Genomic DNA, 11,903 nt, shown 5'->3' on the forward strand with positions numbered 1-11,903 from the left:
TCAGCGGCAGTGCGCGAAGCGGTGTCAGAACCCCAGCACGGCGCGGGCGCCGTCGGAGTCCGCCTGGCGGTACTCCTCGGCGAGCCGTGCGGCACGCTCGGCGGAGAGACGCAGGGTGCCCGCGTGCAGGCGCCACTGCGAGTCGAGCGCCGAAGAACGCCGCGTGTAGGCGTTCTGGGCCTCACCCTCCCAGCGGCTGCGGAGGTCCTGAGAGGTACCCGCGAGGGAGTCGAGCGATTCGACGATCGAGGCGGCGGAGGCGGCGCTGCTCGCGGCCGCTTCCGCGAGCCGGTCGGGGTCGACCTTGAGATCCATGTCAGCGCTCCAGTCCGGGGGACGGGTACCCGCGCCGCGCATCCGACTTCAGGCTCGTCGCGATGTCGGACTCCTCGCCGAACAGTTCGGCGCTGCGATCTGCGAGCGTCGACATCGCGTTGTGCTGCGCCTGCGCGATAGTCTCCAGCGTCACCTGGGCCAGAGCCTGCAGAGTGAGCGCTTCGGCGGCGGGGCCGAACTCGAGACCGGCGAGCTTTCCGCCGACCTTGGCGCGAACGGTGACCTCGCCTCGGGGACTGCGTGCCGACTCGACGAGCGTCTCGACATCGGTCGCCAGTGCCTGAGCGCGTGCCTGGTTCTGCTGCGCCTGCCGGTTGATGTCGTCGAGCTGCTTGCGGGCGGCCGCGAATCCCTCGTCGATGCCGGATGTGCTGTCGTCCATATCGTTCTCCCTCATTCCTGCACGGTCACGCCGGTCGGGACCTCGGGCACGTCTCCGGGCCACGACCCGAGTCGCTCGCGGTTGCTGGCGCCCTGATCCTTGTCCTCCATCAGATCGATGGCGGCCGTGCTGTACGGCTTCGGCGACGATGTGGAGTCGCGCACCCACCCTGCCTGCGCCGCGGCGGCACCCACATCGAAGCCCCCGCTCGACGAGGTCCGCACTCTGATGTCGATGCGCGCGTTCGGCATGTAGCCCTCACGTACCGACCACACCGACGACACCACGAAATCGACCAGCGCTGCTCCGTCCGCGATCGCGAAGCCGGGCTCGACCTCGAGCCCGATCGCGTACCCGGTGTTGCCCTTCACGTTGGGCTTGTCGCCACCGGCGATGTCGGAGACGGTGATGCCGGGGATCGACTCGAAGGACTCGCGCAGCTCGGCCAGGGTCTGCCCGCCCGAGGCGGCGTCGTGCGGAATCCCGCTGTCGGAGCCGCCACCCCCGAACGCGCATCCCGTGAGCGCGAGCACGCCCACGGCGACGACGGAGAGTGCGGACCAGCGCCTAGCGGCCATAGTTCATCATGTCCTCGAGTCGGTACTGCATGTCGGACCAGATGCTGACATCCGAGATACCTGCGTATGCGGGGTTGGTGTTGCCGGAGAAGCCCATGCTCTCGAGGATCGTCTCGTTGTAGGCCCCGGTGACCTCGAAGACCCCGCGGCCGTCGACGTTGCGCAGGCGGAAGGCGACCTCGCCCGGGTACTCCGGATGCCCGGGCTGGGCGGCGATCACGAAGCCGTCGTCGGTGATCTGCTGAACAGTGATGTCTCCCGCGGTGACGCCGGGGATGCCCATGCCGAACAGAGAGGTCTGGATGGTCTGCCCCTCTCCGGTGAGCTGCATGTTGAGCTGCGAGTTGTCGCCCTCGCGGGAGGGGAGGAAGACGTGGCCGAACTCCTGCTGCAGCATCTGATTGAGCTGCTCGGTGGTCATGTCGGTCTCGCCGAGGTCGAACTGGTGCGAATAGCCCAGGTCGTACTCGCCTTCGAACTCGTGATCGGAACCGGGGTAAGGCGTCGGGCCGGGGTTGTAGGTGTCGCCCATCCCGCCGGGCGGGATCGCTCCGGGCAGACCGCCGAGCGGGCCGAGGAGCTTGCCAGGGGGGAACTGCTCGAGAAGTTCGCCGAGCAGGTCTTCCAGACGCTGGTGGAACGGGATGATCGCGCGGTAGAGATCGGTGGCCAGACGAACCATCTCACGCAGCGCCTGCAGGGCACGATCGATGTTGGAGGTGACCTCGGCGATGACCTGTGCGCAGTTGTCGGCGAAATCCTGGATCACCTGCGCCTTCTTGTCGAGCTCCCAGGGCCAGCTGCCGAACAGGAGGTCCTTGATGCTGCCACCGACCGTCGAGAGCAGCTCGAAGCCCGCGCACACCAGGGAACGCATGATCTCGACCGCGCGCACGCACAGTTGAAGCGCCTGACTCATGACCTTCGACCAGTCGGCGATCGAGTGCGTCGCCGTCTGGAGGACTCGCAGCGATCCCTCCACGACGACCGCGGTGATCCCCTGCACATGGCCGCTGATCTGGGTCAGCGCCTGCTGGTAGAGCGCGGAGGTCGACTGCACGTCGCCGGCGTAGGTCTCCCAGGCATGGGAGGCCTGATAGAGCCCCGCCGGGTCCCCTGCCACCTGTTCGAGCAATTGCTCCAGAGGGCGGACGAACTGCATGATCTCGGACGCGAAACCGCTCAGTCCGCCGCCGCAGTCGTCACCGGCTCCTCCGGCCGGAGGGAGCTGGCTGCTCCAGCTTCCGGAGGCGAGCGAGGATGCGGCGGCGTCCGCCTCGGGGAGGACAGCAGTGCTCATGTCATCCCTCCGCGGCGATGCGGTCGAGGTCGGCGCGACCGGTGTCATCGACGGTGCGGAAGCCCTCGACGGCCTTCTGCACGCCATCGGCGGTGCGCTGCGAGACGGTTCCGACGAATCCGGCTGCGCCCTCGACGACGGCGCCGATCGAGTTGAGGACCGGAGGGATGAACGCCCCGATCGGGCCGAATGCCATGCCTGGAACGGCTGAGGTGATGCTGCCGCGCGACGACGACAGCTGTGCTGCCGCCTCCGTCAGTGCACTGCGTGCGGCCTCGTATGCATCGCTGTGGACTTCGATCTCCGCCATCGGTCGAGCTCCCCCCGAAATCTGCGTGTCCACCCGTCGGAGCGGCGAGCAGACAGGTTCCACGATAGGTCGGGGGCCCGGCGTTGCCAAGCTCCCGCTCCGGAAGGTCGCCCTCACCCGCGGTCGGTGTCGGTGGCGCGGCTTAGACTCATAAGGCCATGACCGAAGCCCCCCTCATCGTCCCCGGATCCGTCGGCCCTCGCCCCGCAGGGGAGCAGGGGCAGGACGACCTCCTCGCCGGCCTCAACCCTCAGCAGCTCGAGGCCGTGACCTATCGCGGCCCCGCGCTTCTCATCGTCGCGGGAGCAGGGTCGGGCAAGACGAGTGTGCTCACCCGCCGCATCGCCTCGCTGCTGCGGGCACGAGAGGCCTGGCCGAGCCAGATCCTCGCCATCACCTTCACGAACAAGGCTGCGGGCGAGATGCGCGAGCGCGTCGAGGCGATCGTCGGCGACGCGGCCAGGGGTATGTGGATCTCCACCTTCCACTCCGCCTGCGTGCGCATCCTGCGGCGCGAGGCCCAGCAGTTCGGATTCACGAAGTCGTTCACGATCTACGACTCCGGCGACTCGCGCGCGCTCCTCAAGCGCCTGGTCAAGGAACACGAGGCGGACGCCTACGGCCTGACCCCCGCCTCCGTGCAGTCCCGCATCTCGAAGCTCAAGAACGAGCTGTCTGATGCCGATGCCTACGCGCGCCAGGCCAACATGAGCGACCCGGCGGAGCGGATCTTCGTCGAGCTGTTCGCCGACTACCAGCGACAGCTGCAGAAGGCCAACGCGTTCGACTTCGACGACCTCATCGGGCAGACGGTCTACCTGTTCCGTGCGTTCCCGCAGGTCGCCGACACGTATCGCCGGCGCTTCCGTCACATCCTGGTCGATGAGTACCAGGACACCAACCACGCCCAGTACGCGCTCATCCACGAGCTCACCCGGCCGGTGTCCGGCGACGCCCCCGATCCGTATGCCTCGAACGGCATGATGATCTTCGAGCCCGAAACCAGCCCCGAGCTCGCGGGCGCGTCGCTCACCGTGGTCGGTGACTCCGATCAGTCGATCTACGCCTTCCGCGGCGCCGATATCCGCAACATCAGCGAGTTCGAGCGGGACTTCCCCGGCGCCCGCGTCGTGCTCCTCGAGCAGAACTACCGTTCGACCCAGAACATCCTGTCGGCCGCGAACTCGGTGATCGGCAACAACTTCGACCGCAAAGACAAGAAGCTCTGGAGCGACAAGGGCGCCGGCGACATGATCGTCGGCTTCACCGGGTACTCGCAGCACGACGAGGCCCAGTTCGTCGCCGACGAGGTCGAGGCGCTGCGTCGTTCGGGCATGCCGTACTCAGAGATGGCCGTCTTCTATCGCACCAACTCGCAGTCCCGCGCGCTGGAGGAGATCTTCATCCGCTCGGCCGTGCCCTACAAGATCATGGGCGGCACCAAGTTCTACGATCGCGCCGAGATCAAGGATGCACTCGCCTACCTCGTCGCGGTGGCGAACCCCGCAGACGAGATGGCAGTGCGGCGCATCCTCAACAAGCCGAAACGCGGTATCGGCGACGTCACCGAGACCACGATCGCGCGCTTCGCCGAGGAGCACGGCATCACGTTCCGTCAGGCGCTGTCAGTGCCCGACCAGCTCGGCTTCGGTCCGAAGATCCAGGCGGGGATCGCTCAGCTCGACGCGGTGCTCGCCGAGGCGACCGAGATCATGCTCCCCGCCTCCGGCGAGGTGCCTGCCCCGACCACAGTCGTCGACGGGCTGAACGTTCTCCTGTCCAAGAGCGGGTACCTCGACGCACTGCGCGCGAGCCGTGACCCTCAGGACGAGGCCAGGGTCGAGAACCTCGACGAGTTCGTCGCCGTCGCGCGCGACTTCGCTCGCAACAACCCTGACGGGACGATCGTCGACTTCCTCACCGAGGTCGCCCTCGTCTCGGACGCCGACGACCTCGACGACGAGTCCGGGTCGGTCTCGATGATGACGATGCACACGGCGAAGGGTCTCGAGTACGACGCCGTCTTCGTGACGGGTGTCGAAGAAGATCTCATCCCGCACCGCATCTCGGCCGGGGAGCCCGGTGGGCCGCAGGAGGAGCGGCGACTCTTCTACGTGGGCATCACGCGTGCGCGCAAGCGCCTGCATCTGTCTCTCGCGATGACCCGCGCGCAGTTCGGCGAGGTCTCGGTCGCAATGCCCAGTCGCTTCCTGCAGGAGATCCCCGCGGGGCTCATCGACTGGCGCCAGTCGCCGGGTGATGTGAACTCGCGCGGCGGAATGCAGTCGCGTGCGCTCAACGCACGTCGTGCCGGCGGCTTCGGCGGTGGCGGTTCCGGCTCCGGTTCGGGCGACCGTTTCGCGGTCAAGCAGCTGCCGGGTCGTGACTCGCTCAAGCCGCTGTCGACCGCGATGGACAAGTTCCCCAACCGGGTGACGGCGAAGATGCGCGACAACGGCGACCTCGAGCTGGCCGCAGGCGATCGCATCCGTCACTCCGACTTCGGCGAGGGACGGGTCGACGCGGTCACGGGTGAGGGCGCGAAGCGCATCGCGCATGTGCGCTTCGATTCGGCCGGACAGAAGAAGCTCCTGATCAAGGTCGCGCCGATCGAGAAGATCTGAGCGGTTCCGCGGGTTAGGCTGGCTGATATGGCCCTGTTCTCCCGCCGCAAGAAGTCCGCTGACGACGTCGTCGCCGACCAGATCGAGACCCAGACAGAGACCGACGACTCTGCCGTCGACGCTCCCGAAGAGGCAGAAGCAACCTCTGAGGTGACCGAGGCCGCCCCGACCATCGGGATCTCCGTGCAGGCGTTCCGCGGTGTGGGAGCCCAGGCGGGACCCGAGGTCGCGCTCCCCGACCCCGACGCGGCTCCCGCGTCTCCGGCAGCCACCACCGCGCAGGCCCCGGCAGCCACCACCGCGCAGGCCCCGGCAGCACCCGCCGCTGCGCCGGCTCCCGAAACCGAACGCCGTCTTCCGCTGGCCCCCGCGCTGCCGCCCGAGCAGACCGAGACGGTCGCGGGTATGAAGGACAATGTCCTGCTCCGCGAATCGCTCAAGCAGGTCGAGCAGGGTGCCACGAACGATCAGCTCCTCGGGGTGCTGCGCCAGGCACTGCAGGGGCACCTGTACATCCGGGTGAACGGCGACGCACGTGCCCAGATCAGCGAGGGCAAGCCCCTGGCCGTCGCCGTGGTCCGTGACGGCGACCGTCAGTTCATGCTCGCGTTCAGCTCGGCCGCCGCCGTGCGCGACTCGGTGCAGCTCGAGAAGGACCCGACCGCGACGTCGGCCGTCGCCCAGCCGACGACCTCGGTGCTGCAGCAGGTCGTCTCGGGTGAGTTCGCTGGCCTCATCGTCGACAACGCCTCGGCTCCGCACCGCGTGGTCTTCCCGACCGAACTGCTGCAGAAGGCGCTCGAGCAGGCCGACGTCGACATGACCGTCAAGTCGATCGTCGCCGCTCCGCGCGAGCAGGACACCGCGGCCAAGCTCGGCGAGGCGCTCGCCACGAAGCGCATGTGGGTCGCCGTCAACGAGGGCAACCCCAACGGGCAGGTCGGCATCGCCGAGGCACAGACTCCCGACGGCAAGCGGTTCCTGCAGCTGTTCTCGCACCCGCTCGAGGTGCTCGCTCTCGGCCGCGGCGACCGCCCGCTGCCGTTCGAGCCCGAGCAGCTCGCCAAGCTCCTGTCGAGTCACATCGACATGGCAGGTGTGGTCGTCGACCCGGCCGGACCCACCATGGTGGTCGAGCGCGACGCCCTGACGTCGGTGCTCATTCTGGCCGTCGACCTCGACGCCTGACGGTCTTCCGCGCGCCGCACGTGCGCCCTAGGGTCGGAGCATGGCCTCAGAACGCGTGACCCTGACCGTCGTCGATCCGGACGGTGAGCGCGAGGTCGTGCTCTCGAGTCCGAACAAGGTCGTGTGGCCGAAGGTCGGCATCACGAAGGCCGAGCTCGCGGAGTACTTCCAGCTCGTCAGCGCGCCCTTCCTCGAGGCCAACGGCAACCGACCGGTCTCTCTCGAGAGGTTCCGCGACGGCATGGGCAGCGAGGGCTTCTTCTCGAAGAACCCGCCCAAGGGCACGCCCGACTACGTCGATGCGGTGACGGTCACGTACAACAGCGGCCGGCGGCATCCGCAGATCGTGCTGAACCGGCCGAGCGCGATCGTCTGGGCGGCGCAGATGAACACCATCGTGTTCCACCCGTGGGCGTCTCTCGCATCAGACTCCGACAACCCCGTCGAGCTGCGGATCGACCTCGACCCTCAGCCGGGCACCGGGTTCGCCGACGCGATCCCGGCGGCGCACGCGCTGCGGGAGGTGCTGCGCGAGGTGGGGCTGGAGGCATTCGTGAAGACGAGCGGCAACCGCGGATTGCACGTCTTCGCCCCGATCGAGCCGACGCACGAGTTCCTCGATGTCCGCCACGCGGTGATCGCGGCCGGGCGCGAGCTGGAGAGAAGGATGCCCGAGCAGGTCACGATGAACTGGTGGAAGGAGGAGCGCGGAGAGCGCATCTTCATCGACTTCAACCAGGCGAATCGCGATCGGACGATGGCCGGTGCCTACAGTCCCCGAGCGCTCCCCGAGGCGACGGTGTCGACGCCCGTGCACTGGGACGAGCTCGACGGGCTCGACCCCCAGGCGTTCACGGTCCGCAGCATCCCGAAGCGCCTCGCGGAGGTCGGTGACCCGTGGGCGGGGAAGCAGAGTGCGCCGGGCCGCATCGACACCCTGCTCGAATGGTGGGAGCGCGACCAGGAGGCGGGGCTCGGCGAGCTGTCGTTCCCGCCCGAGTTCCCCAAGATGCCGGGCGAGCCGCCGCGCGTGCAGCCCAGCAAGAAGGTCGCCGCGAACTGGGACGAGAACGGCGACCCGGTCGACGAGTGACCGTCAGCCGATGACGTCGGCGAGGTCGTAACCGGCGACGGTGTCGAGCTGGTCGTATGTGCACGAGCGTGCGTCGCGGTCGGGGCGCCAGCGCTCGAACTGCACGGTGTGGCGGAATCGCGCTCCTTCGAGCTGGTCGTAGCGCACCTCGAGCACGAGCTCGGGGCGCAGCCGCACGAATGACACGTCCTTCGAACCGCTGAAGCGCGAGCGTTCTCCCGCACCGGTCACGGCGTCGCCTGCGTCGTCGCGTTCGACGAGCGGTGCGAGCTCGTCGACGAGCTCCCTGCGTCGGACGTCGCTCCACGCCGCGACGCCGCCGACCTGGCGCAGCGTGCCGTCGGAGTCGTACAGGCCGACGAGCAGGGATCCGACGCCGGAGCCGGACTTGTGGATGCGGTAACCGAGGGCGACGACGTCAGCGGTGCGCGCGTGCTTGATCTTGATGAGTGTGCGCTTGCCCGGGGCGTACGGCTGGTCGAGGGGCTTCGCGACGACCCCGTCGAGCCCTGCTCCTTCGAACTCCGCGAGCCAGCGCACGGCAGGGTCGCGGTCGCGGGTCGTGCGGGTGATGTGCAGCGGATGCTCGACATCGGCCATCAGCGATTCGAGGCGCTCGCGTCGCTCGGCGAACGGCGTGCTCAGCAGATCCTCGTCGCCGAGGGCGAGCAGGTCGAAGGCGATGAACATCGCCGGGGTCTCGTCGGCGAGCTTGGCCACGCGCGATGCCGCGGGGTGGATGCGCTGGCTCAGTGCCTCCCAGTCGAGCCGCTGCGCGCCGTCGGGTCCGGTGGCGACGACGATCTCGCCGTCGAGCAGGCACGGCCCGGGCAGCACCCGGGGGATGGCCTCGACGAGCTCGGGGAAGTAACGGGTCAGGGGCTTGGCCCCGCGCGATCCGATCTCGACGGTGTCGCCGTCCCACGAGATCAGCCCGCGGAAGCCGTCCCACTTCGGCTCGAACAGCAGTCCACCCGTCGTCTTCGCGGGGTCGGGCACGGAGGCTGCCGCCTTCGCCAGCATGGGGGAGGGGATCTCGTAGCGCATGGGTCCATCCTGGCGGTGGTGGCGCTGCGGCAGAAGGGGTCGCTCGCGAACGCGATCAGCCGAACAGGTCGTCGAGGGTCACGCGGGTGCCTGCATCCTTCAGAGCGGTGCGGGCGGCGTGCCACCCGGCCATGCCGTTCACGCCGGGGCCGGGCGGCGTCGAGGCTGAGGCGAGATACACGCCGCGCATCGGCGTGCGCCACGGTGCCGGGCCGAGCACCGGCCTGCGCAGGGCCTGCGGGATCGTGAACGCGCCGCCCAGGATGTCGCCGCCGATCTCCGACGGGTTGATCGCCTCGCGAGACGATGCGGGCACCGAGTGGTGCGCCAGGATCAGGTCGCGGAATCCGGGGGCGAAGCGCTCGACCTGACGGGTGATCAGTTCGGTGGCGTCGAGGTCGGAGTTCTGCGGCACGTGGATGTAGGCCCACAGCACAGCTTTGCCCTCGGGCGCCCTGGTGGGGTCGAAGACCGACGGCTGCACGGTGAGCGCATACGGCCGATCGCTGATCCGGCCACGCGCGACCGAGTTCTCGCTCTCCCAGACCTCGGCTGCGGTGCCACCGATGTGCACGGTCGGCGACTGCGCGACATCCGGGTTCGTCCACGGGATGGGCCCGTCGAGCGCGAAATCGACCTTGGCGGCGGCCGGACCGTAGCGATACCCGCGGATGGCTCGCGCGTATCCGGCGGGGATGTCGGGGTGCGTGAGGGTCAGACGCGGCGACGTGTTCAGCAGCAGCAGGTCGCCTCGGTCGGGGTCGCCCCAGTCGAGCGCACTCAGGTCGGTGACGTGCACACCGGACTCGACGGATCCGCCGTGCGACTCGATGTCGGCGACCATGCTGTCGGCGATGCGCTGGGCTCCGCCCTGTGGGTACATCCAGCCCCCGGCATGCGCCTGTGCAGCCAGCAGCAGGCCTGCCGCCGCTCCCGCGAGCGAGGGGAGAGGCGTGTTGGCGTGGGCGAGGACTCCCGACATCAGCCCCGCGGCCTCGTCGGTGCGGAACGCATGGTTGGCGAGCGGCGTGCCCTGGTCGAGCATCCGCAGTGCGAAGCGCAGCGCCGTGACCGGCTCGCGGGGGATCCGCAGCATCTGGTTGCCCGTGAAGTCGACGACTCCGTCGACGTGGGTGCTCAGCGGACGCAGCAGCGAGAGCCACGCGCGCTCGTCGACTCCGAGGCCTGCGGCGGTGCGCTCGATGTCGCGCCAGGCGATGCCGGCGCGACCGTCGTCGAGAGGATGCGCGTACGAGATGTCGGGGGTGATCCACTCGATCCGCTCGGCGAGGCCGAAAGCCTGGAAGAACGACGACGACAGCGCAGCCGGATGCACGGCGGCGCACACGTCGTGTCGGAAGCCGGAGAGAGTGGATTCGGCGGTGCGCACACCGCCGCCGATGGTGTCTGCCGCCTCGAGGACCTGCACCTCGTAGCCGGCGCGAGCGAGCGTCACGGCGGCAGCGAGGCCGTTCGGGCCGGAGCCGATGATCGTCGCGCGAGCCATTCGGCCAGTCTTCCATGCTCAGGCGTGAGATCCTTGAAGAAATGAATGAAGTTCAGGGCCCGACCCCCACAGGCAACTCCCGTCCGTACCGAACCCTCGCGGAGGCGCTGCGCGCGCACCGCATCGCCGAAGCGAACCACGAGTTCATCGCGGCGATCACGGATGCCATCGGCATCTCCTCCTACATCGACCGCGGCCGCTACATCGAGGCGATCCGCCGTGGTGAGGGCGCTGCGCTGCACATCGGGAAGACCTACACCAACGGCTTCACGCAAGATGAGGTCGTCGTGATCGGCTCGACGCCCCTGCGTCTGCAGCCGAGCGAGGGCCGCGCACCGTTCTTCTATGTGACGCACCCGAGCGAGTTCCGCCCGATCGCGCCGGTCAAGGCCAAGCGGTCGACCACCCCGCGCGCCGCCGCTGCGCCGAAGGTCCAGCGCACTCCTAAGTTCGTCGAGCGCGACTACGGCGTGTGTGACGTCTGCTTCATGGTGAAGACGCCCGCCGGCGGCTGCGGCTGCGACTGATCACGCACCGCGTGCCGTCACCCCGGTGAGCTCCTCGGAGATCTGCCAGATGCGGGCGGCTGCCGCGTCGTCGCGCAGCCGCGAGTAGAGCTTCTGCGGCCCTGGTCCGCCACCCAGGTGGCCGGGGCCGGACGGGCCGTACAAGCCTCCGCCGACGGCATCCGGAGCTGTCGCAGCGTACAGAGCTGGCAGCCCCGCGGTCTCGGCCGTCCCGAGGAGGATGCCTCGGCGTGACAGTGCGTCGATGACGCGCCGCGCTGTCGTCTGCGTCGACCGTCCGAGCTCGGGTTGCGCGGCCAGCAGATTCGTCGGCGCGACCCCGGGGTGCGAGAGCAGGCTGCGGATTCCCCACCCCTCGGCCCTGCTCCGCATGTCGAGTTCGAGCCCGAACAGTCCGAAGGCGATCTTCGACTGGCTGTAGGCTCGCATCCCGTTGTACGAGCGCTCCCACTGCAGATCGTCCCAGTTGATCGCGCCGCTGTCGGCGGCGACGCTGATCTGCGAGACGACCCGCGCCTTCCCCTCGACGAGAAGTGGCAGCAGTCCGCCTGCGAGTGCGAAGTGTCCGAGGTGATTCGCGCCGAACTGCAGCTCGAATCCGTCCGATGTCGTGCGCCTGGTGGGCGGCGTCATCACTCCCGCATTGTTGATGAGGATGCTGATCGGCGTGCCCTCCTCCCGCAGGGTCGTGGCGAGGGAGGTGACCGACTCGAGAGATGCGAGGTCGAGATCGCGCAGCGACAGGGACGCGTCCGGCACCGTACGCCGGATCCGTGCGATCGCCGCGTCGCCCTTCTCGCGGTTGCGCACCGGCAGGATGACCTCCGCGCCCGCAGCGGCGAGCCGGCTCGCGATGCCGAGGCCGATCCCGTCGCTGGCGCCGGTGACCACCGCCCTGGCACCGTGCTGCGCGGGGATGACCAGGTCTGTGTTCTTTCGCGGCATGTCCGCCCTCTTCTCTGTCGACGTCGATGCTCTCGCGACGCACCGGTGCGCATCCAGGGATCGTCG

12 protein-coding genes are annotated in these 11,903 nt (G+C 68.8%); 4 read left to right on the top strand and 8 right to left on the bottom strand.

Features of this window, described 5'->3' with window-relative positions; all coding sequences use genetic code 11:
- Positions 1-24: 24 nt before the first annotated feature.
- Genes ASF63_RS00525 through ASF63_RS00545 form a run of 5 tightly spaced genes read right to left on the bottom strand, consistent with a single transcriptional unit; the run spans position 25 to position 2,906 of the window.
- Positions 25-315, bottom strand: coding sequence for a WXG100 family type VII secretion target (locus tag ASF63_RS00525; RefSeq protein WP_056508397.1), 291 nt, complete (start codon positions 313-315; stop codon positions 25-27).
- Between the two features lies 1 nt (position 316).
- Entirely contained in the window at positions 317-718 is a 402-nt protein-coding gene (locus ASF63_RS00530; protein ID WP_056508399.1) for a YbaB/EbfC family nucleoid-associated protein, read from the bottom strand.
- 11 nt (positions 719-729) lie between these two features.
- Entirely contained in the window at positions 730-1,296 is a 567-nt protein-coding gene (locus ASF63_RS00535) for a hypothetical protein (RefSeq protein ID WP_056508401.1), read from the bottom strand.
- On the bottom strand, positions 1,286-2,596 hold the full coding sequence (locus ASF63_RS00540) for a hypothetical protein (protein WP_056508403.1): 1,311 nt from the start codon (positions 2,594-2,596) through the stop codon (positions 1,286-1,288). Before ASF63_RS00540 ends, ASF63_RS00535 begins: the two co-directional genes overlap by 11 nt.
- Position 2,597: 1 nt before the next feature.
- The gene (locus tag ASF63_RS00545) at positions 2,598-2,906 is read right to left on the bottom strand and encodes a hypothetical protein (RefSeq protein ID WP_056508405.1); all 309 of its coding nucleotides are present in this window, start codon (positions 2,904-2,906) and stop codon (positions 2,598-2,600) included.
- 158 nt (positions 2,907-3,064) lie between these two features.
- Here ASF63_RS00545 and ASF63_RS00550 point away from each other — a divergent pair, with 158 nt between their 5' ends.
- The 3 genes from ASF63_RS00550 to ligD are packed head-to-tail and all read left to right on the top strand — an operon-like array spanning position 3,065 to position 7,811.
- Positions 3,065-5,530: an ATP-dependent helicase gene (locus tag ASF63_RS00550; RefSeq protein WP_056508407.1), complete on the top strand. Its 2,466-nt coding sequence runs from the start codon at positions 3,065-3,067 to the stop codon at positions 5,528-5,530.
- A gap of 27 nt (positions 5,531-5,557) precedes the next feature.
- On the top strand, positions 5,558-6,718 hold the full coding sequence (locus ASF63_RS00555) for an SseB family protein (RefSeq protein WP_056508409.1): 1,161 nt from the start codon (positions 5,558-5,560) through the stop codon (positions 6,716-6,718).
- A 40-nt stretch (positions 6,719-6,758) separates the two neighbouring features.
- Positions 6,759-7,811 carry a non-homologous end-joining DNA ligase gene (gene ligD, locus ASF63_RS00560; RefSeq protein ID WP_056508411.1) on the top strand — a complete coding sequence of 351 codons (1,053 nt, stop codon included), beginning with the start codon at positions 6,759-6,761 and terminating at the stop codon, positions 7,809-7,811.
- 3 nt (positions 7,812-7,814) lie between these two features.
- On the opposite strand, the gene ASF63_RS00565 is transcribed toward ligD, so the two are convergent.
- Both ASF63_RS00565 and ASF63_RS00570 read right to left on the bottom strand, forming a co-directional pair.
- Positions 7,815-8,858, bottom strand: a complete 1,044-nt coding sequence (locus tag ASF63_RS00565) for an ATP-dependent DNA ligase (RefSeq protein WP_056508413.1) — start codon at positions 8,856-8,858, stop codon at positions 7,815-7,817.
- Between the two features lie 55 nt (positions 8,859-8,913).
- Positions 8,914-10,365 (bottom strand): phytoene desaturase family protein, encoded by a 1,452-nt coding sequence (locus ASF63_RS00570; RefSeq protein WP_056508415.1) that lies wholly within the window; start codon positions 10,363-10,365, stop codon positions 8,914-8,916.
- A gap of 41 nt (positions 10,366-10,406) precedes the next feature.
- Between ASF63_RS00570 and ASF63_RS00575 the strand changes: the two genes are divergently transcribed.
- Positions 10,407-10,892, top strand: a complete 486-nt coding sequence (locus tag ASF63_RS00575) for a hypothetical protein (protein WP_056508417.1) — start codon at positions 10,407-10,409, stop codon at positions 10,890-10,892.
- On the opposite strand, the gene ASF63_RS00580 is transcribed toward ASF63_RS00575, so the two are convergent.
- Positions 10,893-11,837 carry an SDR family oxidoreductase gene (locus ASF63_RS00580; protein WP_056510070.1) on the bottom strand — a complete coding sequence of 315 codons (945 nt, stop codon included), beginning with the start codon at positions 11,835-11,837 and terminating at the stop codon, positions 10,893-10,895. It abuts the gene before it with no gap.
- Between the last annotated feature and the right edge of the window lie 66 nt (positions 11,838-11,903).

It is taken from the genome of Microbacterium sp. Leaf320 (assembly GCF_001423485.1).
Classification (GTDB): Bacteria; Actinomycetota; Actinomycetes; order Actinomycetales; family Microbacteriaceae; genus Microbacterium.